Annotated in this window: 29 protein-coding genes and 3 pseudogenes; 6 read left to right on the top strand and 26 right to left on the bottom strand. The window is 59.5% G+C overall.

Annotated elements, in window-relative coordinates; all coding sequences use genetic code 11:
* The first annotated feature begins 32 nt into the window (after positions 1–32).
* Positions 33–389 (top strand): TA system antitoxin ParD family protein, encoded by a 357-nt coding sequence (locus ACQ7C1_RS26980; RefSeq protein WP_430960481.1) that lies wholly within the window; start codon positions 33–35, stop codon positions 387–389.
* A gap of 292 nt (positions 390–681) precedes the next feature.
* Entirely contained in the window at positions 682–972 is a 291-nt protein-coding gene (locus tag ACQ7C1_RS26975; RefSeq protein WP_430960480.1) for a hypothetical protein, read from the top strand.
* Between the two features lie 73 nt (positions 973–1,045).
* Here the strand turns inward: ACQ7C1_RS26975 and virB11 are convergent, their stop codons facing one another.
* The 13 genes from virB11 to ACQ7C1_RS26910 are packed head-to-tail and all read right to left on the bottom strand — an operon-like array spanning position 1,046 to position 11,140.
* The gene (gene virB11 / locus ACQ7C1_RS26970) at positions 1,046–2,068 is read right to left on the bottom strand and encodes a P-type DNA transfer ATPase VirB11 (RefSeq protein ID WP_430960479.1); all 1,023 of its coding nucleotides are present in this window, start codon (positions 2,066–2,068) and stop codon (positions 1,046–1,048) included.
* Between the two features lie 8 nt (positions 2,069–2,076).
* The gene (virB10, locus tag ACQ7C1_RS26965; RefSeq protein ID WP_430960478.1) at positions 2,077–3,249 is read right to left on the bottom strand and encodes a type IV secretion system protein VirB10; all 1,173 of its coding nucleotides are present in this window, start codon (positions 3,247–3,249) and stop codon (positions 2,077–2,079) included.
* A 15-nt stretch (positions 3,250–3,264) separates the two neighbouring features.
* Positions 3,265–4,116 (bottom strand): P-type conjugative transfer protein VirB9, encoded by an 852-nt coding sequence (virB9, locus tag ACQ7C1_RS26960; RefSeq protein WP_430960477.1) that lies wholly within the window; start codon positions 4,114–4,116, stop codon positions 3,265–3,267.
* Positions 4,113–4,784: a virB8 family protein gene (locus ACQ7C1_RS26955; protein ID WP_430960476.1), complete on the bottom strand. Its 672-nt coding sequence runs from the start codon at positions 4,782–4,784 to the stop codon at positions 4,113–4,115. The genes virB9 and ACQ7C1_RS26955 overlap by 4 nt, the downstream gene beginning before the upstream one ends.
* A gap of 1 nt (position 4,785) precedes the next feature.
* On the bottom strand, positions 4,786–5,043 hold the full coding sequence (locus ACQ7C1_RS26950; RefSeq protein WP_278026074.1) for a hypothetical protein: 258 nt from the start codon (positions 5,041–5,043) through the stop codon (positions 4,786–4,788).
* Positions 5,044–5,077: 34 nt separating this feature from the next.
* Positions 5,078–6,010, bottom strand: a complete 933-nt coding sequence (locus ACQ7C1_RS26945; protein WP_430960475.1) for a type IV secretion system protein — start codon at positions 6,008–6,010, stop codon at positions 5,078–5,080.
* A gap of 3 nt (positions 6,011–6,013) precedes the next feature.
* The gene (locus ACQ7C1_RS26940) at positions 6,014–6,247 is read right to left on the bottom strand and encodes an EexN family lipoprotein (protein WP_430960474.1); all 234 of its coding nucleotides are present in this window, start codon (positions 6,245–6,247) and stop codon (positions 6,014–6,016) included.
* Positions 6,244–6,936, bottom strand: coding sequence for a P-type DNA transfer protein VirB5 (virB5, locus tag ACQ7C1_RS26935; RefSeq protein WP_430960514.1), 693 nt, complete (start codon positions 6,934–6,936; stop codon positions 6,244–6,246). Before virB5 ends, ACQ7C1_RS26940 begins: the two co-directional genes overlap by 4 nt.
* Before the next feature lie 5 nt (positions 6,937–6,941).
* Positions 6,942–9,308 carry a VirB4 family type IV secretion/conjugal transfer ATPase gene (locus ACQ7C1_RS26930; protein WP_430960473.1) on the bottom strand — a complete coding sequence of 789 codons (2,367 nt, stop codon included), beginning with the start codon at positions 9,306–9,308 and terminating at the stop codon, positions 6,942–6,944.
* Positions 9,301–9,639: a type IV secretion system protein VirB3 gene (locus tag ACQ7C1_RS26925; RefSeq protein ID WP_069460906.1), complete on the bottom strand. Its 339-nt coding sequence runs from the start codon at positions 9,637–9,639 to the stop codon at positions 9,301–9,303. Before ACQ7C1_RS26925 ends, ACQ7C1_RS26930 begins: the two co-directional genes overlap by 8 nt.
* A 3-nt stretch (positions 9,640–9,642) precedes the next feature.
* Positions 9,643–9,942 carry a TrbC/VirB2 family protein gene (locus tag ACQ7C1_RS26920; RefSeq protein ID WP_278026079.1) on the bottom strand — a complete coding sequence of 100 codons (300 nt, stop codon included), beginning with the start codon at positions 9,940–9,942 and terminating at the stop codon, positions 9,643–9,645.
* Positions 9,939–10,598, bottom strand: a complete 660-nt coding sequence (locus tag ACQ7C1_RS26915; protein ID WP_430960472.1) for a lytic transglycosylase domain-containing protein — start codon at positions 10,596–10,598, stop codon at positions 9,939–9,941. Before ACQ7C1_RS26915 ends, ACQ7C1_RS26920 begins: the two co-directional genes overlap by 4 nt.
* Positions 10,599–10,600: 2 nt before the next feature.
* Positions 10,601–11,140 carry a hypothetical protein gene (locus ACQ7C1_RS26910; protein WP_430960471.1) on the bottom strand — a complete coding sequence of 180 codons (540 nt, stop codon included), beginning with the start codon at positions 11,138–11,140 and terminating at the stop codon, positions 10,601–10,603.
* A gap of 101 nt (positions 11,141–11,241) precedes the next feature.
* On the opposite strand from ACQ7C1_RS26910, the gene ACQ7C1_RS26905 reads away from it, so the two are divergent.
* A complete protein-coding gene (locus tag ACQ7C1_RS26905) occupies positions 11,242–11,595 on the top strand; it encodes a MarR family transcriptional regulator (RefSeq protein WP_430960470.1) in 354 nt (117 codons plus the stop codon).
* Positions 11,596–11,799: 204 nt separating this feature from the next.
* Here the strand turns inward: ACQ7C1_RS26905 and ACQ7C1_RS26900 are convergent, their stop codons facing one another.
* Positions 11,800–12,255: a hypothetical protein gene (locus tag ACQ7C1_RS26900; protein ID WP_430960469.1), complete on the bottom strand. Its 456-nt coding sequence runs from the start codon at positions 12,253–12,255 to the stop codon at positions 11,800–11,802.
* Between the two features lie 671 nt (positions 12,256–12,926).
* Between ACQ7C1_RS26900 and ACQ7C1_RS26895 the strand changes: the two are divergent.
* Positions 12,927–13,409: pseudogene (locus ACQ7C1_RS26895) on the top strand (ProQ/FINO family protein).
* On the opposite strand, the gene repC reads toward ACQ7C1_RS26895, so the two are convergent.
* The 8 genes from repC to ACQ7C1_RS26855 form a co-directional block, all read right to left on the bottom strand.
* A complete protein-coding gene (gene repC, locus ACQ7C1_RS26890) occupies positions 13,402–14,694 on the bottom strand; it encodes a plasmid replication protein RepC (RefSeq protein WP_430960468.1) in 1,293 nt (430 codons plus the stop codon). The pseudogene ACQ7C1_RS26895 and the gene repC overlap by 8 nt on opposite strands.
* A 180-nt stretch (positions 14,695–14,874) precedes the next feature.
* Positions 14,875–15,891, bottom strand: a complete 1,017-nt coding sequence (repB, locus tag ACQ7C1_RS26885) for a plasmid partitioning protein RepB (protein ID WP_430960467.1) — start codon at positions 15,889–15,891, stop codon at positions 14,875–14,877.
* The gene (repA, locus tag ACQ7C1_RS26880; RefSeq protein ID WP_413990732.1) at positions 15,888–17,102 is read right to left on the bottom strand and encodes a plasmid partitioning protein RepA; all 1,215 of its coding nucleotides are present in this window, start codon (positions 17,100–17,102) and stop codon (positions 15,888–15,890) included. Before repA ends, repB begins: the two co-directional genes overlap by 4 nt.
* A gap of 1,974 nt (positions 17,103–19,076) precedes the next feature.
* Complete coding sequence (locus tag ACQ7C1_RS26875; protein ID WP_430960466.1) at positions 19,077–20,237, bottom strand: site-specific integrase; 1,161 nt, start codon at positions 20,235–20,237, stop codon at positions 19,077–19,079.
* Entirely contained in the window at positions 20,237–20,524 is a 288-nt protein-coding gene (locus tag ACQ7C1_RS26870) for a DUF7673 family protein (RefSeq protein ID WP_430960465.1), read from the bottom strand. Before ACQ7C1_RS26870 ends, ACQ7C1_RS26875 begins: the two co-directional genes overlap by 1 nt.
* Positions 20,509–20,724: a hypothetical protein gene (locus ACQ7C1_RS26865; protein WP_430960464.1), complete on the bottom strand. Its 216-nt coding sequence runs from the start codon at positions 20,722–20,724 to the stop codon at positions 20,509–20,511. Before ACQ7C1_RS26865 ends, ACQ7C1_RS26870 begins: the two co-directional genes overlap by 16 nt.
* Positions 20,725–20,788: 64 nt before the next feature.
* Complete coding sequence (locus ACQ7C1_RS26860) at positions 20,789–21,166, bottom strand: type II toxin-antitoxin system VapC family toxin (RefSeq protein WP_430960463.1); 378 nt, start codon at positions 21,164–21,166, stop codon at positions 20,789–20,791.
* Positions 21,163–21,453 carry a type II toxin-antitoxin system Phd/YefM family antitoxin gene (locus tag ACQ7C1_RS26855; RefSeq protein WP_430960462.1) on the bottom strand — a complete coding sequence of 97 codons (291 nt, stop codon included), beginning with the start codon at positions 21,451–21,453 and terminating at the stop codon, positions 21,163–21,165. Before ACQ7C1_RS26855 ends, ACQ7C1_RS26860 begins: the two co-directional genes overlap by 4 nt.
* Positions 21,454–21,634: 181 nt before the next feature.
* Here ACQ7C1_RS26855 and ACQ7C1_RS26850 point away from each other — a divergent pair, with 181 nt between their 5' ends.
* Positions 21,635–22,783, top strand: a complete 1,149-nt coding sequence (locus tag ACQ7C1_RS26850) for an RHE_PE00001 family protein (protein ID WP_430960461.1) — start codon at positions 21,635–21,637, stop codon at positions 22,781–22,783.
* A gap of 241 nt (positions 22,784–23,024) precedes the next feature.
* On the opposite strand, the gene ACQ7C1_RS26845 is transcribed toward ACQ7C1_RS26850, so the two are convergent.
* The 4 genes and pseudogenes from ACQ7C1_RS26845 to ACQ7C1_RS26830 form a co-directional block, all read right to left on the bottom strand.
* Positions 23,025–23,384: a hypothetical protein gene (locus ACQ7C1_RS26845; protein WP_430960460.1), complete on the bottom strand. Its 360-nt coding sequence runs from the start codon at positions 23,382–23,384 to the stop codon at positions 23,025–23,027.
* A 65-nt stretch (positions 23,385–23,449) separates the two neighbouring features.
* Complete coding sequence (locus ACQ7C1_RS26840; protein WP_430960459.1) at positions 23,450–23,752, bottom strand: hypothetical protein; 303 nt, start codon at positions 23,750–23,752, stop codon at positions 23,450–23,452.
* 102 nt (positions 23,753–23,854) lie between these two features.
* Positions 23,855–24,082 carry a hypothetical protein gene (locus ACQ7C1_RS26835; RefSeq protein ID WP_430960458.1) on the bottom strand — a complete coding sequence of 76 codons (228 nt, stop codon included), beginning with the start codon at positions 24,080–24,082 and terminating at the stop codon, positions 23,855–23,857.
* A pseudogene (locus tag ACQ7C1_RS26830) lies at positions 24,061–25,000 on the bottom strand (IS110 family transposase). Before ACQ7C1_RS26830 ends, ACQ7C1_RS26835 begins: the two are co-directional and overlap by 22 nt.
* Before the next feature lie 213 nt (positions 25,001–25,213).
* Here ACQ7C1_RS26830 and ACQ7C1_RS26825 point away from each other — a divergent pair.
* A pseudogene (locus ACQ7C1_RS26825) lies at positions 25,214–25,555 on the top strand (helix-turn-helix domain-containing protein); the annotation flags it as partial.
* Positions 25,556–25,637: the final 82 nt, after the last annotated feature.

The raw sequence follows: 25,637 nt of genomic DNA, 5'->3' as shown, positions 1-25,637 counted from the left end.
TTGCTACCCATATAGTCACGCAGGAGATGACCATGGCTCAATCCGTGAAACTTGCTGACGACATTATGGCGCTCATCCGTCGCGAAGCCGATCTTCAGAGCCGATCTGTTGCCGGTCAGATCACCCATTGGGTAAAGATCGGGCGAGCAATCGAGCATTCCGGGACCTTCGACTACGGCCGGATAAAGCTGGCGCTGGAGGGCCGGCTCGATACGACCGAACTCCAAGAGGATGAAGAAGCGGCTTGGCTCGATGCGTTCACGACCAAGATGGCTGAAGCGACGACGGCTGAACAAGAGTTCTTTGCTCAACGCAGAATGTTGGGTCGCGGCGTTGGTCTCGATGCAGGTGGCAACCTCATCTACGCAAAGGATGACGCAGCCGCATGAGACCCAGTCTTGTCCTGCTTGCCGGACCAAATGGCGCCGGCAAGTCGACTCTCTACCAGACCCGCGTTGCTCCAAGCTTCGCGGGTCCTTTTATCAATGCCGACATCATTCAGCGCGAGGAGCTCAAGGACAACTCGATGGAAGCGGCTTATAAAGCCGCCGAGATTGCGCGCGACCGCCGGGCGGAGATGTTTGAGGCAGGCAAAGTTTTGCGACGGAGACTGTCTTCTCTCACCCATCGAAGCTGGAGATCATCGAAAGAGCGCGAACGCATGGCTACATCGTCATTGTCATGCATGTCGGTGTCGACAGTCCCGATCTCTCGGTGGCGCGGGTCAAGGGACGCACCGAAGAAGGCGGCCATGATGTCCCGGAAGAAAAGATTCGAGCACGCTACGATCGTGGGCAGCCGCTGATCCGGCAAGCCGTCCTCCGTGCCGACCGGGGCATGGTCTTTGACAATTCACATCTCAACGAACCGCCTCGGCAGGTTCTGGTCTTTGAAAGGGGCCACCTGCTGCAGGCAGCTCCCTACCTGCCGGGATGGGTCCTTTCGGTCTATGCCGACGACCTTATCATCTGACCCACATCATCTTGATCGGCGTGGGTGACCGCCAGCCGGCAGTGAAGCCGTTTACCCCGCCCCGCTATTCGCGCTAGTGACTGTTGATGGCGTCTGGGTCAGATCCAGCGGCCCGAAAATAGATTTCCGTCACTCGAAACTTCCCGTCGACGCGCCTGCATTGCACAACGACATCGATGGCGATTTTGAGCATCTCACGGATGTCGCGGCGCTCGAGATCCTTGCCGCCGTCCGATTCCTTCACGAGCAGCGTCAACTGTTCGAAGGCTAGTTCGGCGGAGTCCGCATGCACTGTTGTGATCGAACCGGGATGACCGGAATTCACATTGCGGATGTAATAGAATGCCGTCCCATCGCGCAGTTCCTGAAGCAGGATGCGATCGGGGCGCATGCGCAGGCAGGATTCAAGCAATTCCTTCGCGGAGACTTTTGCAAGACCCTGCCCGCCCTTGGAATAGAACAGACGCACGTTGTTGGGCTGCGGGATGACGAGCTCAGGCGTGTCCTCAATCGAGATGATGCGCTCGTGATCCGGAATATGCCGGATCAGTGCCTTTGAAAGCGTCGTCTTGCCCGAGCCCGTGGCGCCGGAGATGATGATGTTCTTTCGCGCAAGCACGGCCTCCTGAAGGAAGGCCCTAAGGGCGCCGGTTCGATAGAGTTCCAAGAGCCGGTGGTCGGAGGGTGCTGCGTCGCCGCTTACCGGAGCGACGTCGGCGAATAGCCCGCCGTTCTCCAGATCCTGCAGGCTGAGCGACACGGAAGACGGCTTGCGGATCGTGATGCTGACGGTCTCCTTGGCGGTTGCCGGCGGAATAACGATCTGGATGCGTTCGTCATCGGGCAACGTAGCCGACAGGATCGGCCGGGTTTCATCAATCGATTGATGGGAGAAGCTGGCCACGGCCCGGGCAAGGCGCATCAACTTTTGGAACGAAAGGGCCGGCAGGTCATGGGTCCGCCACCCACCGACACCTTCCGTCAGGACTTGCCCGGGCCGATTGACGATCACTTCGTAGAGTGTCTCGTCAGCCAAGAAGTCTGCAAAGGGAACAAGCAGCTCCCGTACGACACCGGCGTCTGGGCCTTCGGTCATGAGAGAGCCTATTTGGTCACGAGCTTCGAACCCGGCAGGAAATCCCCGAGTACGGCGCGGTCATAGATGCGATTGCGAGGTTCGGTAACGCGCAGGCGATAGACGCTTGAGAAGTCGAGGTCGCGCGCCACGAAGATCGACACCAGTTCGCCCTGATGCTTCATGAGCGTCGGCGGAATGTTGATCGACTGCTCGACCGCGATGGCCGCCGCCTGGTTGCCCGCATTTGTGGTGTTCTGGGCATCGACATCGCTGTCCTGCAGCCGGCTGTTGGCATAGGAGGTCGCGTCGCCGACGATGGATAGCAGAATGGCGCTGCCGAACCGTTCCCACCAATGGGTATCGACATAGCCGTCCATACCGGCGCGCCCGAGCGCATCGGTTGCCGGCGACGCGAGCGTGACGATCACGCCTTTCGGGGTCTTGGCGCGGTTCCAAAGTACAAACAGGCGTTTTTGTCCGCGCTGCAGGCCGCCGCGATATTCGCCTACCACCTGCGTGCCCTTTTCCATCAACACGACGCGGCCATTATCGGAGAGGACATCCCGATTGATGACGCAACTGGTGAAGCCCGGCTGGTCGGAGGCGAGCGCGGTTTCGAGCACGCAAGGGATCGAGGTTCCCATTGCAACGATGAAGTCCCGGTTACCGAGCGTGCCGGCGCGCGACCCCTGCAACTGGGTGGGGGTCATCAGGCGGTTGAAGCGCTGATCTTCGTTTTCGGCTTGTGTGTTGATGCCCACTGGATTGACACCCAGCGGCAGATAGTTCGACGTGGCGTCGGCCGTCTTCTCGTCTGTCTGGCGATGCGTCGACGGCGATCTGCCGCCAAAAGCGATCACCGGCGCGCGACGTGCGGCGTCGAGCAGCTTATCGTCCTCCGACGGGGCCGCCTCGGTGACGACCGGCGTCGGCAATTTGACTTCGGTCGGCGTGACGACCGGTTCGGCTTTTTCCTTCGCCGGCTCGAAGTCCGATGTCTGGCGGATGACGACGCGCTCGGGCTGTGCGCCGTCACCATCCTTGTTTTCTCCGCGCATCGACCAGAGCGCGAAGGTGACGAAGACGACGATCGCAAGCGCGACCGCGCCGCGTTTGAGCACCGGATTGTTGTCGAGCCTGCGGCCGGTGGTCGTTTCGGCGCGCTCGCCCGGGATCCGGTTCGGTTCTTCCTCGGCCATTGGACCTCCCTATCCTTATTCGCCCGTCGGCGTCTTCATGACACGTTCGACGGACGGTGATGTCGTGTTGGTCTCGGGATTGATACCGACGCGATCGTAGGCTTCGTTGAAGATGCAGAGCACATCCCCTCCCCGGCGCAGGATGAACTTGCGGCTAATCGCATGGACGAGCACAAGGTTGCCCGAGACCGATTTTGGTACGAGGCTTTCCGTGCCGTCGGAATTTTCCATGTAGATCGCCGGCATCTCCTGGTTTCCGACGAAAGAGAAGGTGGTGACCTTACCGTTGTCATAGACCGCCTGCGGCTCGAGTGCTTGCGACCCTTCCGCCGAATAGCGCCAGTTGCGCGGACCATAGGCTTCGTGGAGGCCGAGCACCCGATCGGCCTCCGCCGACTGCGCGGCCTGAGCCCGGGCGGCCGCCTCCAGCCGCCGCCTCTCCGCTTCATCGGCCGGGTAGCGATATTTCACATAAAAGTAAGTGTTCTGGCCGGCGGCGACCGAGCCGTCGCGCACGGTCAGTTCCATCTGGTAGCTGCGGGTCGACCCGTCGCGGCGCGTGGTCACGACCGAGATGTTAGTGACCGGCTGGTTCTCCCGGGGTTTCAGGAAGAGAATGTGTCCGGCCGGTGCCACCTCCCAGGCGACGGAGTTGCCGAGTGCGACATGGGCGATTTCCTCGTCGGCGGCAAACTCGATCTGCACCGAGGATCTCAGCGCGCCGACGATCTTCGTGATGTTATAGGGCTGGTAGTTGACGAAACGGATACGGTTGTCCTGGGTCGCGCCGCGCGGAACCTCGAGTGCGAGGGCTGAGGATGCGAGACTTCCGACCAGCAGAAGGGAAATGAGGTAATGCGGTCTCAATTGATGGTCTCCGGATCGGCGCGATAGTCACTGACGACGAACCCCAGAGGATTGACCAGGCGGTCGGTGGAGGACATCGGGGCGTTGGCATAGGAGAAGGTGAGCGTTGCCACCCAATGGGTGGTCTTCACCTCCTCGCCGCGCGTGACTGTACGCATGTAGCGGACCGAGACGACGTTGGCGTTGATCAGCGAAATCGACACGATATTGATGCGTGCGGTCGCGCCGCGGCCATAGACGTTCTGGGGCGAATCCGGGTTGCTGCCGCGATAGAGTGCGGCAAATCGGGTCTGCTCGGCCTGGGTCGACAGGAGTGCCACGTTGCGGAAATTCTCTTCCGCCTCGCTCCAAACATAACCTTCGCGAGCCCGCACATATTTGGCCGCGAAGTACTTAGTCACGGCCTCATCATAGCTGCCGGCGGTCGCGGTGAGCGCCGAGACGACATCAACAATGCCGGTCGAATTGTCGACCCGGACGACGAAGGGCTCGACGGTCTTGAGCGGCGTCAGCGCCGCGATCGCAAAGACGGATGCGGCGGCGAGTACGCCGGCGGCGATCGCAACAGACCAGGCGATGCGCGCAGATCGCTCGACCTGAAGGAGGCGGTCCTGATCGAAGCGGCGGGCCTTATCGAAATAGCTCTTGAGACTGTCCGTGGTCACCATGTCATTCCTCCCCGCAGTTTCGGTAGGAGCCGGCGATGTCGAACTGTTCGAAGGCGGCAGGCGCGGCCTGGTTCTGCACCTCGGCATAGGGCGTTGCAGCGGAGGTCGGCTGTCTGGTGGGGCTCTTGTCCTCCCACTGCCACATTGCGCGGTTCAGCGGACGGCGGGCATAGCCGTCACACTTGGGAAGCGGGTAGGAGATCGAGGCGCAGCTCGCCAAACCGGTAAGGAGAAAGAGCGATAAAATCGTGCGGATCATGCGGAATTACCTTGAGGAGTTTACCGGGCGGCCGTCATTCGGCCGTGCGTTCTGTCGTGCGTCGGCTCAGCGATCGCGCGCCGCGCCCGACCGCGCCGGCGGCCCGGGAGGCGGCCCAGGCAAGCGTACTTTCGTGCGCATCGCGTGCCGCCCCGTATCCGTAGGTGAGCGAGGCGCCGCCGGCTGCAAGCGCCGAGGCGATGCCGGGCAATTGATAAAAGACGTAGAGCGCGGCGAGGCAGATGGCGCAAAGCGCGATCGGCCGCATCAGCACGTCGCTATAGCCTTCGATGGCGGTAAATGTTGTATCGATGCAGGTGATCAGCAGCGACCCGATTGCCACGACAAGGACCTGAAGGATGACGAAATTGGCGAGCTGGCCGATCCAGGATTCGGTGAAGCGGCGTGTTGCTTGAAACATGGCCAGCGCGATGAAAATTGGACCGATCGCCAGTACGATTGCGAGCGCCAGCCGCGCATAGAGCGAGACGATATATCCGATCGCCGCGACGATGAAGCTTGCGCCGATCACCATCATGCCGCCGATCCCGGTAACGATATCGACCGGCCAGGAGGCCCGAGACCAGATCTCGTAGGCGCAGCGCTGACCCTTGTCGAGCAGGCTGTCGAAGGTCGAGGCGCTCGGCGCCGTGCCGCTGTTCAGCGCCTGGGAGATTTCTTTCGGAAGCGTCTCAAAGAAGATATTGGTGACGTAGGTCTGGTACTCGCTGGCATTCCTGACCAGCATGACGATGATGGCAAGCTTGATAGCCCGGAAAGCAAATTCGAGAACGGGTTCCTGCACCGAGCCGCGTAGCACCAGATAGCCGTAAAGTACGACGTAGAGCGTGAGTGCCGCCGTCAGCGGTCCGCTGACCCAATTGGCAATATTCGACGTGCCGGAAGAAATGAAATTTTCGAGCGGTGCCTTGAATTGCGCATCGACGAAGCTGAAGACCTGGTACATGCATCAGCCTCCAAGCGATTGGCGCATCCGCTCCAGACGCAGCTTGCCGTCGGCGCTTTCGGCATTTTGGCAATTGGACGTGCTGCCGAGTTCACCGGGATTGTTGCGGCATTCGCCGAGGATCTTCGCCAGAAGGGGCTCGTCGGCGAGAAGTTCATCGACGGTATGGACCTTTTGCGTTTCACCGGAGCATGAAGCGAGCACGCCCAGCATAATGAGTGGGAGAACGCGCTTCATGGCAGGGCCGCTCCCATGGCGTCCATGCGCTTTCGCCAATCCTCCGCTTTGCGCTGGTCGTCGACCTCACCTTGCGCGCTCTGGATCATCTGGAGCCCCTGCATACGAAGAACGTCGGTCTGCAAGTACGCCGACTCCGCCTGCAAGCGCGCCTGCAGGTCGGCAATGTCCTTGGCATCGGCTGCGCTGGAGATCTTCTGGCGAAGCTGGTCGATGCCGTCGATGCGCTTGGTCGCGGCATCATAGATTTGTTCGCCGAGGCTCATCTGCCCGGCGTTCTGATTTTGCACGCGGCTCAGTTCCTGGGCATAGAAATCTTCAGCGTCGGTCCGGTATGTGGAGTTACTGTCGAGGAACTTCGTGGCCGAACTCTCGAAGACGCCGGTGCCTTGGCCGTTAAACAGGCTCTCGACCGTCTTGAAGTCAGGGGGCAACGCCCTTCTGATCGCGGGGTCGTTCAACAGGCTCGCGACATCGGCCATGTCGGTGATCTTGTTCAGCGAGCCATAGAGTTGCTGGGCCTGCTCGATCTGCTGATTGAGCGCATCGAGCTGGGATTTCAGCTGGGCGATGCTTTCGATCTGCTTGGCGATCGCCGTCTGGTCGATCACCGGTATGCCTTGGGCTGAGGGGTGATTGGCGGGGAGGATCAAAGCCAGGATCGTTGTGATCGCGGCGGTTTGGCGCATACCCATTAGAGCGCTCTCCTTCTTTGCTGGAATACGGCGAGCCATTCGCAGTGGTCGTCGCCAAGCTCGGCGCGGACGGCGTCGGCAAGCTCCACGTTGGCGGTTCGCCCCGACAGGATCGCAAGTTCGTCGTCAAAGCCATTGAGGTTCAGCTCTGCAACCACGCTGTTATGGCCCTGCTTGACGATGAAGCGACGGCTTTCGACTGGGAGTTCGCGTGCAACCAGTTCGAATTCCCGCCCGGTCAGCTTGAAGCCGTCGACATAGTCGCCTTGGTCGCCGCGCGGATTGGGAAGGAAAATCTGTGTCGGGCATTGCTCAATGATCGTATGCGCGATCGGCGAGGCGATCGCGTCGCGTGGGCTTTGAGTGGCAAACAGCATCAGTCCGTTCTGCTTGCGGATGGTTTTGAGCTTGTTCTGGGCGAGCTCGCGAAAACCCTCGTCCTTTAGCGCCTTCCAGAACTCGTCGATGACGATGATGATGCGGCGACCGTCTATCAGTTGCTCGATGCGGTAGAAGAGATAGGCCATAAGAGGCGTGCGGATCTCCTCGTTGTCGAGGAAATCGGTCATGTCGTAGCCGATGAACTTCGCGCCAATGCCAATGTCGTCGAGCTCATTGTCGAACACCCAGCCGAGCGGCCCTCCCCTCTCCCAGCGCCTGAGCCGCGACGCGATACCCTCTGGATCGGTATTGTTGAGGAATGTCCGAAGCGCGCCGATCGAGCGGCGCTCAACGGGAAGGTCGGCGAGACCATCCACGGCCGAGGCGATGTCTCGCAGTTCTGAGACGGTCAGCTCCCGCGTCGCGGACCCGACAAGCTTACCCACCCATTGCGCCAGGAACACCTTATTGGCCGCGTTGAGGTCGAGTGCCTTTAAGGGCGCGCAGCCGGTGGGAACGCCATTCCTGAGCGGCAGGTAATTGCCGCCGGCGGCGCGAACGAAAAGATCGGCGCCACGATCCTTGTCGAAAAACACCATATACGGGTCGTGCTTTTCGAGTTGCGAGAGCATGAAATTGAGAAGCACGGTCTTGCCGGCGCCCGATGGGCCGCAGACGAAGGTGTTGCCGAGATCGCCATGATGGAAGTTGAAGTAAAACGGCGAGCCCGACGCGGTCTTCAGCATGGCGACGGCAGAACCCCATTCATTGCCGTCCTTCTGTCCCGTCGGGTAGGAGTGATAGGGCGAGAGAGCTGCGAAGTTCTTCGAGGTAATGGCGCCGGAGCGCGCCCGAAAGCGAGTATTGCCCGGCAGTTGCGCCCACCAGGCCGCTTCCAGTCCGAGATCCTCACGGGCGACCACCGCGCCGCCATTGGTCAGATGGGCGCGGGCCTTGGCCATATTGTCGGTCAGCTCCCTGACCGAGGGCGCGAAGACCGACAGCGTCAGATGGTGCTCGCCAAGAACGAAGCGGTTGGATTCCAGATCATCCATCGCTTCGCTGAGCTCGCCGATCTGCGAGGCGGCCTTGTCGCCGGCGCTGACCATCTGGTTTTGCTTGCGCCCCATGATCGTGCGCGCGTCGGCTTTTGAGGCGAAGGCGAAGGACTGCGTCAAGATGAGCTCGAAGGGCGCGGTCAGGATGCCGTCGAGCATGCCGGAACGCGTCGAAGCGGGATATTCCTTGAAGCCGAACATGCCGGCATAGCGGTTCATCGCCTCGTGGCGGATCTCGGCGGTTTCGCGGCCGAAGATCACGCGGTCGGAGTAGATCGCCGAGGATATCTGGCCCTCGGTCAGCGGGACAGGCTCGCGTCGTCCGCCGACAAGCTGATGCAGCACTTCGCTCGGTTCGGAAAACAGGATGCCGTCTTTCTCATAGAGGCCAAGGGATCTTGGCTCGAAGCGCTTGAGGCCGGCGACCACATCCGTCACTTTGTCGCGAAGGTGTTTGAGCGCGGTTTCGTCCACCTCCCCGCCCCTGCGGCGGGCGCTACGCAATCGCTTTACGAAGCTTGCGGCTTTTTCGGCCGGATCGCGATCGGGATGCCAGATCAGGCTGACATAGAGGTCATTGCGAAACAGATCCTCCCGGACCATGCGCTCGCGGTATTTCGCGTTGAGCTCCGCGGAAAACGGATTTGTGAATTCACCATCGGGATAGGCGTTGTCGCGCCGACGGATGACATGCGTCCAGAGCGCCAGTCGCTCGTCGGCAATGTTGCGGTAAAGCGTATTGAGATCGCGGTGCAGCCCGTTGAGATCGAGAATGTCGGCCGTTTCGAAGGACACACCCTCGAGCACCAGCATCACCATCATCGCTCTCGAGGAGAGCGCGAGGGTCGTCTCGTCCACATGGCGGACATAGGGAATGAAGGTTTCCGGCCCGAGTTCACGGGCGCGAAGCGTCACAAGACTAGGCAAGGCTCAGGTCCCTCTCGTCATAGCGTCTGCGAAGTCTCAACGGAGAGAGGCTTGCGCCGCCCCAATAGGCGGCATTGCGCGAGCGACCGCGGGTTTCAAGCCAGGCGACAAGTAGCCGGAACATGTTGTGGTCGTGTTTGACCAGCGCCCGGAATATGAAATGAAAAACGACGCCGACCAGTGCATAGGCGATCGATCCCGCGGTGATGTAGAGGATGGTCGTCAGCATGATGTTGAAACCCATCGCCTCCATGGTCACGCCGGCAATCATGGCCGGCCGGGTGCAGGCCAAGAACAGCGTGTCTTCTTCCAATGTCGGGGCGCTCGCCACGGGTCAGCTTCCAACGATGGTGTTGACGAGTTCGGTGGCGCCAAAAATGCCGCCGATACCGATGATCCAGAAGCCGGCCCGCCTCAGATCCATGTAGCCGAACATCCAGGCGATGCAGATGATGATCACCGCGATGACGGCGAGCAGCTTGGCGATATTGCCGGTGAGCATGTCGACAATGTTCTGGAGCACGGTCTCGATGCCGGCCGATTGCGCGAAGGCTGGCTCGACTAGCAATGCGACGAGGGCTACGGCCATCAGGGTCGATGCGGCGAAAGGGCGAAGAGTGTCTCTGGAAATCATTCGGTTGGCTCCGGTCGGCGGTTTTGAAAAACGAGGACCGAAGACTGCCGCCGGGTGCTGAACACATCCCACGGCATTGCTTCGGCGGTTCGAGACGATTGTACGGATTGCTTCTGCGCGTCCTCGACGTCGCGCTGTTGGTCGAGATCCGCCGGTTCGGGTGCGCTCGAAACGGTCAGTGAGGACAGCTCCGGCAACAGACGCTTGGCTTCCTCGCGCACCCGCACATCATATCCGGCCATGGCGTCAGTCGAGGGATCGCCGCGTCCATAATAGGACTGCAGCATCACTGCCTCCGCTCTTGCTGGTTCAGCCCCGGCGCCGGCGGCGAGCCGGTAATAGCCGTCGAGCAGAGCGCCTGTGGCCTTGAGGTTGAGGCAAGGATCGAAGGCGTCCGAGACGGAGAGGCCGAGCTTCTGGAGTTCGGCGGTTGAAATGCCGCCAAGCCCGAGCTGAATCTGCTGGTGCTCAGCCATCAGCGACGTCGCAAGTTCGATCGCCTCGGCTTTCGACGTCGGCTGCGCTGTCAGCGGGTCACCGTTTCTGAGGCGGAGATGGTAGGGCTGAAACCGGCTCTCGAGGCTGACGACGGCCGCCAGCGTTTCGACCTGCACGGCCGGCGCGCAGGTTTGGGCGAAATCTACGAATGCCCCCATGGTCAGTACCAGACCCTATGGGTGCCGGAGCCGTCAATGGTGACATCGACATAATGCGGCTGCGATCGAACATTCGGGCGCGTGATGGAATAGGCCATGCACCTGGAATGACCGTTCACGCGCTCCCATCGCGGAGAAAGAACCGATCCGGAAGAGCTTCCTTCCCGATCTGAATCGAAACGGCACAGCGTGTGGCTCACTTCGCTGAGCGTCGTCGAGATGCAGGTGGCTTCCTGGCCGCGCGGCTCATAGCGGCCGACGAGCTTGTAGCCGTCGTCGCAGTAATAGGGTTCATAGCCGGGCTTTGAGCTGTGGAAGCCGACGCCGCTGCAGGTCGGGAAGGAATGGCCCCGAGCGAGATGCCGCCAAAGCTTTTCGACCGGCGGGCGGCACTCGGCGAATTGCGTGGGGCCGCCCGGATTGGAAAGGCATAAAATTACCTGGCATCCCCAATCGTCGGCCCGCGTATGACTAGCGGAAGCAAGATAGAGTGATACTATGCAGCAAATGGGGAACAGCAAATTGAGCACAGGTTTTTTCATGCACAGGCCCTTCCAGGACGACAGGCTGCGATCACCGATGAAGCGAATCGTGCCCGATGCAGCAAAACTTATAATGACGCGTTTAAACCACTAAAAAAAACATGACAAGAGCGATCAAGACACATTGGCACAACGCCTTGTTCAACGGACTCGTCCTACAGGAGATCCTGGATCATCCGCTGGAGGACGAAACGCCGACCGCGCGGCTCAAGGAAATCGGCATGATGTCGGTGCTTTATTCGATGAGCCAGGCCCATCAGCCGCTGACCTTGACCAATATTTCCGAGCTTTTGCAGCTGACACGCAGCGGCGCGAAGGAAACCGTCAATCTTCTTGTAAAAAGGGGTCTTCTGACGGAGACGATCATTAAAAACTCCATGGGGCGCGGCATTGCGCGGCAGTTCGAGATATCGAAGACTCTCTTCGAAATGCTTGGCGCACCCGATGGTGATTGAGCATGGCAGCGTACTGGCGCGTTAGCGCCAATAACAAACTGCCAAACGGCGATTTTTGAACCAAGCAACGAAACACCCAGCCTGCCCTTGCCGGCAACGCCTGTCCTCCCCGGAGAATCGGTCGCAGGATGGCGCAAATTATTCACTAAACGAACGAGGAGCACTTCAAGACCGAGCTTGCCCATCCCGAACTGATTGTCGTGCTCACCACGACGCGGCGAAAGCCGTGGCACATGTAGCTTTCTGACCCTGTCCTGGACCTTTGCAAGAGACGACCCGGGGAAAGTCCGCCAACGAGAAAATGGCTGTTCTATCGTTGCCGATACAGTTTCGATTCCCCGCTCTTGGACGACCACCATCCTGGAAGTGAGGAAATTGGTTAGATCTGGGTGAGCGATGCACGAAGATGAGGCTAGTCAACAGGGTTGTCACCATTGCTGAGTTTTTGCCGAGCGCGAGCGTCCCGGCGATCCGGACGTCACGCAAACCAATTCCTGGCTCGCGGAGCAAGTCGATGTCGGACAAATTGTCAAAATCGCTAAGCCGGGTGAAGCAGGCGTCGCGCAGCTTCCGTATGACCTTTGCCGGCAGATCCGTGTTTTCGAGCAGGTCGGGATGATCCTCCGGCAGGAATACTGGTGATATGAGTGGGATCGACATATCTCTCTCCATCGATGGTTGCGGTCCTCCGATTAGACATCGCGGAATCTATGATGGCTTCTGTAGAATCCTACATGGCTGAGGGTTGGCTAAAATACGGCGCGCTACACAAATGACACATGAGGCTCGCGAGCGCCTCGTCGGAGCGCGCGGCTGACACTCATGGAGCTGGGAAGCATCGAACTTCTGTTCATCGCGGTGTCGCCGGCGGCACCTCCTTCACCTTTTGGACACTGATCGTCGTCGGCGTGCCTCGGTTGCAGCAAACTTCACGAACGCAGAGCTGGGTCGGAACCGCCGACAGCCGCAGATCGCCCGTGTTTAGGTGCTCTGCTAGGTTGCCTCCAGACATTGGACTGGAAGCCATGCCGGCAAAAAAAAAGAGGGCCAGCGGAAACCGCGGCCCTTTAAAGGGTGAAGGTCAATAACCTCCAGAGGGGAACAGCTGATGCAGCGGTACTGGGAGGAGTAGACCGCCATGTGCTTCAGCTACGTGCAGTATGACGAGAAATTCGGCACAAGGAACCCAAATTTTGTGCAATGCAGCTATTCCCGTGCTGTAGTCCTCCCAAAGCGGGTGCGGGGCTGCTGCTCGATTGTCGAAGTGTCCGTCTTGAGTCTGTTACGATCGACGCCTACCTGCCTGCCGATTGCAAAGAGGCACGATGAACATGAAGTCATGGACGGTCAGCCGCGGCCCCGTAGCGGCAATACCCATAGATGTTGAAAAAGCAGCTGCCATCAACAACCTGCTCAGATAGCCAGCTGGCATTCTGCCCGCTTCGCCAGGTGATGCGATCCGCCCTTTCGCCCGCGGTCTGTTTGAGGAGTTTCGCTCCGCACTCAAACCGGATGTGACCGTTACTACGCTCCGTCGTGCGGTTGCCGCTTTTGTCCACTCGAAACGGTACTATTTTGCGAGCGCTCAGCCCGACGCGTACAGGCACGACATCAACGGCTGCCCGGTCGAACCTGTGTCAACGGAAGACAGATTGCTCGCCCAACAGCGCTTCTTGGGACTCAGCCGGAAACAGGGAAACACAGACCTGTCAGTTGAAACGACTGGTCCAAGCCAAGTTCAGCCTGACAAGACGCAGCGAATCCGTGCGTCCCTTCTGGGCGGCAAAGGAACGAAGTCCGCTCCCTTCAACTGACCAGTCTCTCTTGCTGTCCATTGGCGCGCAGCAGAGCCATAAGCATCGGTCCTAGCCCGAACTCGCCACGCTCGCTCCGCCGGGTGAGATCGCGCAGATAGCCGCCGGCTGAGTTTATGTTCTCTCCTTTCTCGAGAATGCAGGCCATGACGGCAGCGGCATTTGCGGGTCCCATGATTAGGCAGGCCTCCTGATAGGCTGAGGGGCTGACCTGGAGCATCGACCGAACGACGACTGAGGCCGACATCAGATCGCGCCAATTCCCGATCCTGCCGCCGGGAGCGTAGTCTGATATTTGGGGGCAAGCCTGCAACACGAGGCTGAGCGGGAAGGATCTCAACTCGGCAGATTGGGGGTCCCCTCCCCTCGTCGATGAGCCTGAATTTTCCCGGTTTGGCTGATCAGTTCGCCGCTGAGGTACGGATTGCGGTGCCAATTGAGCGATTTGCGTGGTCACCATCCTATCGGTTTCCAAGCACGGTTCAGATTCAGTAAGAGATTCGGTGTGTGAATTCTTTATGTGCCGCTCATTCTGACAGGGATTGCCGCTCTCTTTTTGGCTTTTTAGCTGCAATTCCAATTGTTTGATCACCTCCTCGCGAAGCAGTTCCAATTCGTCAAGCGCGGTTTCGAGTTGATCGATCGTCGGGACGCGGGGCAGCTTGGCTGTCAGTTCCTGGAGATCCAGGGTAATCTCAGGCCAGTCGCCTTCGGCCTTTTCCTGCAACGCGGTTTCGACCAGCTTGACGACATCTCGGCGGCAGAGCGTCCAACGTTCGCGTAGATGCTGGAGGTGCAGCCGTTCAGCAACGACCTTGGCGGCGAGCTGCTCGATCTCTACGGATCTGGCCAGCAATGGCGCCAGAGAAAATCCATAGGCGACGTAGATCTCACCGGATCTGGATTTGCGTGCGTATCGCTTACCGTTAGGGCTATCCCTACGGATGAGCAATCCTGCGCCGACAAGGACAGAAACATGCCGCCGGATTGTTTGCTCGGCCATGCCGTGCGCGCGAAGCGACAGTTGGGCATTCGACGGGAACACGACGAGACCGTGCTCTTCCGACAGTTCGTTGTGCGGATAGAAGCTGAGCAGTGCGTTGAGCACCGCAAGCGCTCGGTCCGTCACGCCGAGAAGAGGCTTCGCCTCGCAGAGCGCTCGATACAGTTTCCATTTATCGATGGATTTGCCAGGTTCAATCTTGCGGGATGCCACCTGTCTGGCAAACAGCCCAAGCGACATCGTCCGCCGCCCGAAGGGCGTCGTCACACTTCCACTCTCCATTTCCTTCACCTTTCTAAAGGCAAAAGAAATCCGCTCGTCGAATGACGCCTAGACTCTTGACAGTGATTCCCGGAAGTGCGATTCTCTAGCTGCTAAACATCGAGAAGAGCTTCCGTGACGGCTACGTTCGGGGGCTTTTTTCTTTTGCGGCTTTCTCCTTATTCCGATGACTTCAGGTGCTCAGTTTTTTGAGCGATGCTCTTCAAACAGCGATTGAAGCTTGTCGAGGACGAAAGCAGCGAAATCGGGCGCTTGTTTCCGATCAATCACCATCTCGACCTTGGCATCGCTGTGCGTGACTTTTGCGAGGCGTTCGCCAGCGGGAGATGACCAAACGTCCGCCTGCGCCTTCTTAGGACGAGGCTTCAAATGTGCGAGGAGCGCCTTGAAGCGCCCTTCGGACGGAAGGCTTTGGACTTCTTCTGCTCCAGTGAATGCGATTGCTCGATCCAGCAACTTCTTGCTCGATAGAAGCTCGGCAAGCTCCATCCAGTTGCGGCGACCGATGGAGGGCGCTGGGCCGATCGAGTCAATCAAATCATCGGGTATGCGCCCCACTACCGACAACATGTTCGATAGGTCGCTTTTGTACACCGACATGGCTGACATGATCACGTCGCGGGAGAAGCGTTGCTGGAGCTTATCGGCGAACCGAGCCTTTTCAATATAGGTGAGATCCTGCCGTTCATTATTCTCTTGGCCCTGCGCCACAACGAGCTGCTCATCGGTCAACTCTCGGACGATCGCGTTCACACGGGTGCCAAGTTCAGTGATTGCGCGAAGACGTCTATGTCCAAAGGCAACTTGGTACCGGCCCGGCTTGTCCGGGTGTGGGCGGACCAGAATGGGAACCTGTTGGCCTTGTTCTCGGATAGAGTTTACGAGGCGCTCATGGGCCTCCGCCGCTCCTGGCATTCGATCCGGGATGAACGATGGATCAATATCGGCCGTGTCCAGGGAAACAACCGCATGGCCTTCGGCAAGTCGCTTCTCGATGTCATCTGCGCGCCGGCTACGCTCGCTGACCTCACTCAGTGACTGTCCGATCGCACCCACCGGTGAACGTGAGGTATCTTGAATGAGCTCAGGCGATCCGAGGATCGGCCGCACGCGGTTTTTCTGGACCCGAACTTCGGCGGAATCTGCTGCGACGGCACCATGCTGGCCAAGACTGGCGAAAACGTCTTTCCTGCTCATGCGACCCTACCCCACGCCTTTTTGATCAACCCTTCAATTTCAGCGTTGACGTTGTTCATCGATTCTAGAGCCCGGTCGTAGGTCGCCCGCGTAAATTGGCTGCGCTCAACTTCATACAATGTTTGATTCGTCAGACCGGCATCGGAGACGGCAGTGCTTTTCAGCATTGGATGAATAAGGACATGATCTCCGAATATGGACCGTAGGAACGCAACCATCTGGTTCTGTGGTCCATCGCTCGGTTCAAATCGGGTCACGAGATAGCGCATCCAGTTGTAGTCAGAACGAGCGCCGGCGGCGGAGATTTCCTCGAGGAGATCTCCGGTCATTGCGAGAAATTGGTTCATCGACATTACATCAAGCATCTGCGGATGGACCGTAACCAAAACGGATGTGGCCGCCGTGAGCGCAGAGAGCGTGAGGTAGCCGAGCTGGGGCGGGCAGTCGATAACGACGACGTCATAGAGGTTCTGCGCTTGTGCAATGGCCTGACCGATACGGGCAAAAAACAGCGTGTCGCCGGGCTGCCGCTTCATCAGCGCACGCGGCGTGTCATGCTCGAACTCCATGAGTTCCAGGTTTCCGGGGATCAGGTGAAGATCTGGGATATAGGTTGCGCGAACAATTTCTGCGATGGGTCTTTGCTGATCGTCATAGCGAATGGCGCCGTAGAGCGTTTCGTTCGGACCGACATCGACTTCCGGTTGGTGGCCGAATAGGGCAGAAAGGCTTGCCTGTGGGTCGAGGTCAATCGCGAGGACACGATACCCACGAAGAGCGAGGTGTTGCGCGAGATGTGCTGATGTTGTCGTTTTGCCCGAACCCCCTTTGAAGTTCATAACGGCGATAACCTGCAGTTCCTCTTCAGCGCGGCGATGGGGTAGATAGCGGCGCCCTCCCCTCGTGCCTTGGTCAAGATGCTTCCTCAATTCGTGGATGTCTTCGACGGAGTAGCTTCGCCGACCGCCAGTTTGCGCCGCGGATAGGTTTGGCATTTCGGCGGCGACTTGGCGCAAGTACCCCTCCCCTATTCCAATGAGCTTGGATGTCTCCGCGGGAGTAAAGTTTCGGATTCCCTTTTCGGAATGCGGTGGAAAAACGGTAGCGTGATGGGCTTGGAGCTGCATTGACAGCGCAGAGGAATGGCGCTGAATCAATCCTTTGAGATCGGATGTGTCCGCCGTTACAATTTTCTCTGCTGTCTGTGTCATGCTGATTCGCCCAATTTAGCTAACTGCGGTTTTGGTCGAAGAATTCGGTTTTGACCGCAGTTGTATTATTGCCCCCGATTCTCTCGTGATGGCAAGGGCTTTTTGGTTAACGAAAAGTTAATATGCCTGACCTGTTTGCGCAGTTAGCCGCGGCTAACTCGGCAATCTAGAGCCACGTATCACAGGTTCGACGCGGAATGATGACTCTTGGCCGCAGGAGCGAAGGTCGGCGAGGCTCGAGGAGGCCAAGACAGCTACTATCCGAAGATCGGTCGTGACGATCAGTCTGCGGTCGGTCAGGCAACAACTCAAGTCGGGCTGCTGGTGACACTGCGATGAGCTTTGGTGGCCGCGCCAAATGTTAAGTACCAGCGGTGAGGAAGGAGGCCTATCACGCGTGGTCCGGGTCACGGCTCTCCTTCCCATCTTGCTCGGCGACAATCATGGTTCAGGGACGAGCACGTCAACAACCGCGATCGCTTGGCTGACCTTCGCGCGGTTCATGCATGTGCAACGGGGCCACTCGCTCCAGATACCTGGTGCTTCGGTCAGGCACATCGACAAGCAGGCGAATGGTTGTTCGCAGAAGGCGGGTCCTGCGAAGCACAGCTTCGCGGCCTAGGGTCGCCTTCCTTTAGCGCTGAGTGCCTCGTCGAAGTGTGATTCTTGTTGGTTCGCTTTTCGCCAGGGGGGGCCGCATCCGCGGTGCAGCCGCCACTTACAGCCGGCATTGTGCGTGAACGGGAAAGGAACTGTCTGTCTGCTCATCCTTTGGTCTTGACGCATTTTGGTGCTCCTTCAGCACGCGTTCAGAACGGATCGAATAAGGCCAGTAGTTGCATGGCTAGCGGCAGTTTCTCCGGTACGTTTAACGGCCGACTGGGTCATCGGGTAGGCTGCCGCCGACCCGCCCGGACCAGGAAGCGCTTCGTCAACGACTAGCCTGGTCCTCCCCAGTGGACGTTCTGGCGGAACCCAGTCCACAAGTTCGACACTGCAGAAAGGGCCCCCACGCCCAAATATCGCCGCCGCGATTCAAGCCTCAAAGGGGGACCGACGGCGCAGGCTCAAGCGTTTGCAAATTCCTGGCTCATAGTCGCAGTTAGCCGCGGCTAACTGCGACTGGAGGACGGACGCATATCAAGGCCTTTGCGAGGGGCTCCTCCCCCATCACAGATTATGCGGCGTGCTAAGCGCGTCCATGAACTGACAGCAAACTCGCCTCCGGGACACTTCTTTTGACTCCTCTATTGTGACAGTTGAAGCGGCCCCTCGCCGAAAGGTGATGCTAAAATGTTCCCGCGACAAGGCAGAAGCGGATCGCTGATCGACGCGGGTTGCTTGGTCGAAACACTATTTGGATCGGACTCCTGCCGCGGGCTTTGAGCTACGCGGCAGGGCACCTAGCGGACTGAGCTAAGTGCTGTCTTTGGGCCGAGGTGCGTTCCCGCCATTACCTCTTTGAGCAAGCCTCAAGTATGCCCGGCTGGATAGAAGATTGTCGTGGCCGATCGCCGTCGTTTGAACATTCGATCTTCCTGTGATCGGTAGCATCGGTGACCACCATGTCCGATACTTCCGCTACTTCGTTCGTCTCCGCGGCGGAAGGAGTGCCTAGAGCGTCCTACGAATTGAGAAAAACGGGGCAATCGCGCGATGGCTCAGACTCTTACGCAAGCTCGAGCCATCTAGGGCCAACCGCGATTCTCCAAGCGCCAACTCGGCCTATGGACAAAGGTGTCGCCTATGAGGAACTCATAGCCGCGGTCGGAATGGAGGCATCCGCAATGCGGTACCGGCAAGGGCCAAATCTGAAGGCCCGACGATGCTCGGGGTGGCAACATGTGTTCGGCATGCCCTGCCCGGGCGAAACAGGAAAGCAAGGGTAGTGCGCTCCAACGCTTGAGTGCCACACCTAGGGATTTCGCATGCCGTCAACTGATGAGGTACTGAACCGCTGATTTCGGCCCCGGTCTACTTGAGGAGTTGAGCGGCTCGGCCGCTACGCCGGGACGCATCATTGTAGTAGCTGGTTGCCTGCTGCACTGAACGATGCCGCGACTGCTCCATCGCTTCGGGTAGGGGAATGCCTCGGTTCGCAGCCTCCGTGAGGTACCCGGATCGCAGCCCGTGCGCCGAAAACTCCCCCGGCTCCAGCCCGGCCATCCTTACGCGTTGCTTGAGAATGTCATTGACGGCCTTGGGATCAAGCGCCCGACGGCTGACATTGCCCCAGCGATCGATCGCCCGAAACACGCTGCCACTTTCGATCTTGGCGGCCGCCAGCCAGGCGTTCAGGGCGACTACAGGTCGGCCGGTCAAATAGACAACTTCGTCCTGATCGGCGCCGGAGGTCTTGGTGCGGCCGAGGTGAATCGACAAAGACGGGAGGGCTGTGCCATCGTCCCCTTTGACCGGCGGTTCGATCCTCAATTGTTCTCTTCGCAGGCCGGCGACTTCGCTGCGGCGACGACCGCCGGATGCGAAGGCGACCATGAGGATCGCCCGATCGCGCAGATCGCGGAGACTGTGTTCGCCGCAGGTTGCCAGCAGCTTCGCCAGCACGTCGCCGGTCACCGCCTTGGCGCTCTTACGACGGCGTTGTCGCGGCACGGCACGGACCGCGAGGCGAACGGCCGATTTCAGGGCAGGGGAGGCGAAAGCACCTTGAGCGCCGCGCCATCTCGTTAGCGTCGACCAGTTCGCAAGCCGCCGCCGCACGGTGTCCGGCGCATGCGGGCCGGTGGACCTGAGGAAGCCGCCGTCCCGCAACGCGTGCTCGACGCCGGCCGGCATACCGTGCTCGGGATCAGTCTCGCGCTGGCGCGGATTCCTAAGATGATGTGCCACGAATTTCAGCAGCAGCGCCTCCGGCGCCGGCCAGGGCAGGGGAGATCCGGTTGCGGCTAACGACCAGGCTTCCAGATAGGCGAGATCGGAGGTCAGCGCGCGCAGCGTGTTTTCGCCCATGCCTTCGTTGACGAGATGCCGCAGTGTCTCGACATCCTGGTCGGTCAACAGTTCGGCGAGCTTGTCGCGTCGGTCGATCGGCAGCACCGCGGCGATCGTATCGAGTTGTTCTGCGCGGCGCTCGACCGCCTGCGGCACCGCCGGCTGACGCGGCCGGGCGACCATTAGGCCTGCTCCTTCTGTGGCTGCCACGGCGCGATTATCTGCTCGATCTCGCTGCGGTAGTCATACGGGTAGAGGATGTCCTCCTCGCGGGCGAGAAAGGTGAAGATCGTCGCCATGTCCTCGCCGATGTGCGGATCGACATTGGCAAGATCGGTGAGATCGAACCCGCCATGCACTTCGGCGTTCCACCAAGCAAGCAGGAAGTTGGCGACACGCCGGCCTTGGCCGGTGTCCTCGTGGGCGACGTTCAGCAGCTTTTCGAGCGCAAATCTCACCCGGCCATCCATGGCACCCTCTTCCTCGTCCATGAGCGCAGCGATTGACGACGTTCATCGGCGCAGGCCGTGGTCGTCATAGTGATCACCGTGTTGGAGGTCGCGTCAGCGGGCACGGTGGCGCGTCCCTCGGCAGCCAGCCTCAGGACCTCGTCCATCGTCCCTTCCCCGGCGGCAATCGATGTCAGCGCAGCAATCGGCCGCCAGGTCAATCAATTCCTCGAGCCGTGCCGAGGCCTCGTCAATCTCAACCAGGATTTTCATGTTCAACGTCCTCTACCAGACACGTTCGTGCAGCACTGCATCGAATACCAGATCGGTCGAGACGAAAGCGCAATGCTCGAGCCGCGCCTGGGCGGCGAGGATCCGGTCCCAGGGATCGCGATGCTCCCAATCGAAAGCGGCCGCCAGCTCGGCATGCAGATCGCTGATGGCAAGTGTCAGCAGGCCGCTGGCTGTCACCGCGGCGCGCAATTCCTGCGGTTTCAAGTCGAGCTTCTTCAGCCGCATCTTGTTGTCGAGTTCGTAGAAGGAGACGGCGCTGACGAGGATCGTGTTGGCCTTGTCCTCGATCAGCGACCGTGCCTTTATGGAAAGGCGGTCGCTGCCGATCGTCCACCAGTAGACGGCATGACTGTCGAGCAGCAGTTTCATGAGTGGTTCTTGGGATCGGTGGACGCGCCCTGCCAGATGCCGGTATCGTCGGTGAAGTCGCCGGCGTCGATCGCCGCCTGTTCGGCATCGACCTCGTCGAACAAATCGTCGGGAAGTTGGCGATGACGCAGCAGGCCAAACGGCCGCTTGCCGCCGTCGGCCGGGCCGACGCGGGCATAGATCTCATTGCCGCGCATGATGATGATCTCTTCGCCCTGGTTGGCGCGTTCGAGCACCTCGGCGAAATTCTTGCGCGCCTCGCTGATCTTGTAGGTCGACTGTGGCATGGGACGGCCTCCGAAAACTGATCCGGGCGCCAGATTATGCTCGAATGGCTATGCGTACAATAGCTTTGTACGCATAACCTCCGATAAGAGGTACTTATCGGAAGTGAGAGGGCCGGCTGGCAGCCACACTCAGTGAGGAACATTAACTTTGATATAGAGTTCGTGTAAGAAATCATTTACCATGATTTCAATGGCTTACGACCTCGCGAAAATCAGCATGACAGCCCTGATGCGGCCGGCTTTCGACGCTGGTATCGCTTTCACGCGTCTGGACGAGCGCATCGCGCGTTCGCCTGTCGGCGCTGGCTGGATTGAGCGTCAGAATTTCGCCGACGCCTGCGCCTCGCTGTGGATCGACGGCGAACTCGTCCATCTCGAAGACCTCATCCTGCACGACGCCTTTCGCGACACCCGCACCCCGACCCACGAACTCACCATCGCCCGCGACGTTTTGCGCACCCGCCGGCGCATTGCCGGCCAGTTGCCGGATTGGGCCCTGTCCCCAGAGGGTATCCGGACATTGCGACAATCGTCGGACACTGGTGCGCTCGGCGCCGAGGCGGTGGATCCGGCGGGTGTAAAGCGGCCCGCGGCTGCCACAGTTCTGGAAGGGGAGGGGGATGACGACAATGACGGCGTCAGTCTTCCGGGTCTCGATATCGCGGCCATCGATGCGACGCTTGCGCGATCGTCGGCCGCGATCGAAAACGCAACCCGGCCTGGTGGAGCCAAAGGCCGCGCTGCAGCCGAGAGGGACCCTATGATTTATGATCTCGACTGGGACGAGGATGCCCGTCTCGACGAATGGCAAGGCGTGTTGCGGCAAGCAAGTGATCTGCCGGCGGTGCTGCGGGCGATCGTCGCCCTCGATGCCTGGAACGAACTGTCCGTGCTGCAACACGCGCCCTGGCTCGGCCGGCTGTTTGCCGCTTCCATCTTGCGGGAAGCGGGCATCACATCAGGCGCCCATCTCGCCGCCATCAATCTCGGCCTGAAAACCATTCCCGTTGACCGGCGCCGCCATCGCGACCGGGAAACCCGGCTGTTCGCCATCGCCCACGGGCTGATCGCAGCCGGCGAGATCGGCATGAAGGAGCATGACCGGCTGGTTTTGGCTCGGCAAATGATGGAGCGCAAGCTGGAAAGACGCAGGACCTCGTCGAAGTTGCCGGAGCTCGTTGAGCTCGTCATGACGAAGCCGCTGATCTCCGCCGGGATGGTAGCGAAGGCGCTCGACGTCACGCCGCAGGCGGCGCGGCGGATTGTTTTGGAGCTCGGCCTCAGAGAGATGACGGGGAGGGGGAGGTTTCGGGCGTGGGGAGTTCTGTAGTCGGCTACCGGTTCGTCGTTGTTTGGTGGCGACGGGCAGTGCGCTTCTCTCGCTAGATAAGACACTAAACGTGCCAGTAAAGCCAAAACGGTGCCTTCCAGACCGGCCTTAGTCCTCGGACAGCGGACACCCGACGCCAGCCTGATCAAGGTTCGGGCACGCACATTGTGCGGCCCGCGCGCGGCAGATGGCCCTTACCTGCTACTTGCAGCCTCCGCTCCCGGACGTGCGGCGACGTTTGTTACTGGGTAACCGCTGTGATTGTAGCCAGTTGCTCGCGTTCCAGATGAGCGAAGAATCCGGAAGCGTTGTTTCCCATCATCGCGTGAATCAGATCGGCCGAGCCGCGGGGAAAGGAAAGAAACTGCGTTTCAGCTTCCTTCAGGTATTCGCCCACCCGGTCACGCTTGAGTTCGGCAGTCCTTACAAGAAACAGCTTCAGTATGCATTCGAGGTTCGCAACAATTAGGTTTGCTCCGGCCTCCGGTGTTATCGGGTCCTTTTCCAGCAGGCTGCCAATCGACCGGTTCAGACTTTTTTCAACGAGCAGCATGTTGACCCATGCATCTGGCCAGACCTTCGATAAGCGTGTTTTTGCCACGGCATGATCGCTGTCATAGAGATCAACCGTCTTTAAGCTCTTCTCAGTCGTCCTGATTTTGAATTTTACGGCATTGCGGTAACGCTCATAGTTGATGCTGGCCCATACCTGTTCGTAGGCGAGGCCTTTTTTTTTTGTCCGTACGGCACGATCTTTCCGTGGACGACTGCGACGTGATCATTTTCATTTCGTCTTCCAATCGAGGTGATTTCCAGCCCCTTACCATCAGCCCATGCCTGCAGTGCATGACGGTCCTTGAAGGCGATCGGCGGCGGACAATCAGCCTCGATGAGTGTTCGGAAATCCAATTCGCTAGAGCTAACCGTAAGAAGGGGCAGCTCGGCCTCGTTGGTCTTGTGAAGAGTCATGCGTTTCCCGGTGCGTCTTTGCCCGCATGCGAAGGCATGCGTCTCAAAAGCGACGGCTAACGCAAATCGATTGCCAATTTCGCTCATAAGATCGATAGCACTTTAATGGTTTGGATGAATGCGGCGTCGTCGAAAACCCGTGCGGGTTGACCGAGCGTGACCTTCAGCCACCATGTAGAAGACGGGCTTGCTGTCATACGTCTTGCCCATGCCGCCGATGGTGTCGGTGCGCTGGTTGCCGAGCTGGTAGACCCAGAAGCGGTCTACAAAGCCCGGCACCCAATCTGGGGCTAGAGTATCCGTTTTGATCAAGCGGCTTTTGGTGTCCATTTTTGGTTTTTCCGCAGGAGTGCGTTTGCCAGCAGGATGATCTTTCGCATGATGGCTGTTGATGGCGACCTTCGGCGGCTTGCCGGCTTTGATGAGGAGGTCGTATTTGGCGCTGAGTTCCGGGTTGAAGCGGCATGCAACGAGGGCCGGCATGTAGAGTGCTTGCCGGACGATGGCCCTTCCGCCGGCAATGAAAGCGCGTCCGGTCCATCGTCCGGACTGACGGGAGATCGGCGCCAGTCCCGAGAGCGCGGCTGCGGCTTTCTCGTCAAGTTCCCCCAGTTCGGGCATCTCGATGAGCAGCGTAAAGGCCGTGACCCGCGACACGCCAGGGATCGAGATGAGAATCTCGAGCCTGGCCTTCAGGGTCGCGTCTTCGGCAATGAGCGCCATGATGGCCTCGTCCACGGCCTTGATCTGGCGCTCGATCTGCCTGAGCCGGTGGGTGTTATGTCTCTTCAACAGTGGATTGGACAGGTTCTTCGCCCTGTTCTTCGCGGCGGTCCTGTCCTTGATGAGGGCCAGCCGCGCCATATGCAACTCTTTCAGATCATTGTGGATTTGCGTGTTGGCTTGCAGGATGCGCGGTTCAAGAAGCGCGCCGAAGCGGGCCAACAGTGCGGCATCGATCCTGTCTGTCTTCGCAAGCCGGCCGGTGGCCTCTGCAAAGCGCCGGGCAACGCGGGGATTGACCTTGCAGAGCTGCAATCCCTGCATCGCCATGAAGCGCTCGAAGGCCTTGTGATAGGGGCCGGTTGGCTCATAGACAATGCGCCCCGCGCCCTTTGGGCCGATCCATTTGAGAATGGCAGCAAAGCCCTTGCGGTCATTGGTAACATTCAGCGTTTGGCCGTCCGGCAGGCGGTGCAAGTCGATATGGTCTTTCGAGATGTCCGCGCCGATGGTAATATCCGTCATCTTTTCCGCCTCCTATGCTTGTCATCCGAGCCCAAAGCTCAGGTATCCGTTCAGGACGATAGGAAAAGATGGGGGCGATCAAACTCTAGCTCGGCCCGGCATTCGCAAGAACGTCGACCTGCCATTTCACGATCCGTCCCCCATCGCCGGAGAAGGATGGCCGTCCTCTCCGGCGCTTCTTTATCTCAACAAGAAGCGTGGAAATCATAAGACAAGGCCATTCCCGTCGATCGGCGCCGGCAGCGTGATCGGGAGACGCGGTTGCTGTCCATAACCCGGGCTCTGACCATCGCCGCCGAGATCGGGTTGAAGGAACATGACCGGCTGGTGCTGGCGCGGCAGATGATGCAGCGAAAGCTCGAGGGATGCAGGACGTCATCGAGGCTCCCGCAACTTGTCGAACTCGTCATGGCGCGGCGGCTGTTTTCGGCTGGCATGGTGGCGAAGACGCTCGACGTCACGCCGCAGGCGGCGCGGCGGATTGTTGGCGAACTGGGCCTGAGGGAGATGACGGTAAGGGGGAGGGGGAGGTCTCGGGCATGGGGAGTCATGTAGAACGTCTGCGTTTACCTTGTAAGAAGCCCAAGGTTTGACTTTTGCAATATATCTTTAGTTCGCCACCAAACCCAGCCGTGAT

The sequence above is a fragment of the Rhizobium sp. Nf11,1 genome, from assembly GCF_050587665.1.
Lineage (GTDB): Bacteria > Pseudomonadota > Alphaproteobacteria > Rhizobiales > Rhizobiaceae > Rhizobium.
Note: the sequence above shows the minus strand (reverse complement) of the source record. Positions and strands in the feature narration are given on the sequence as shown.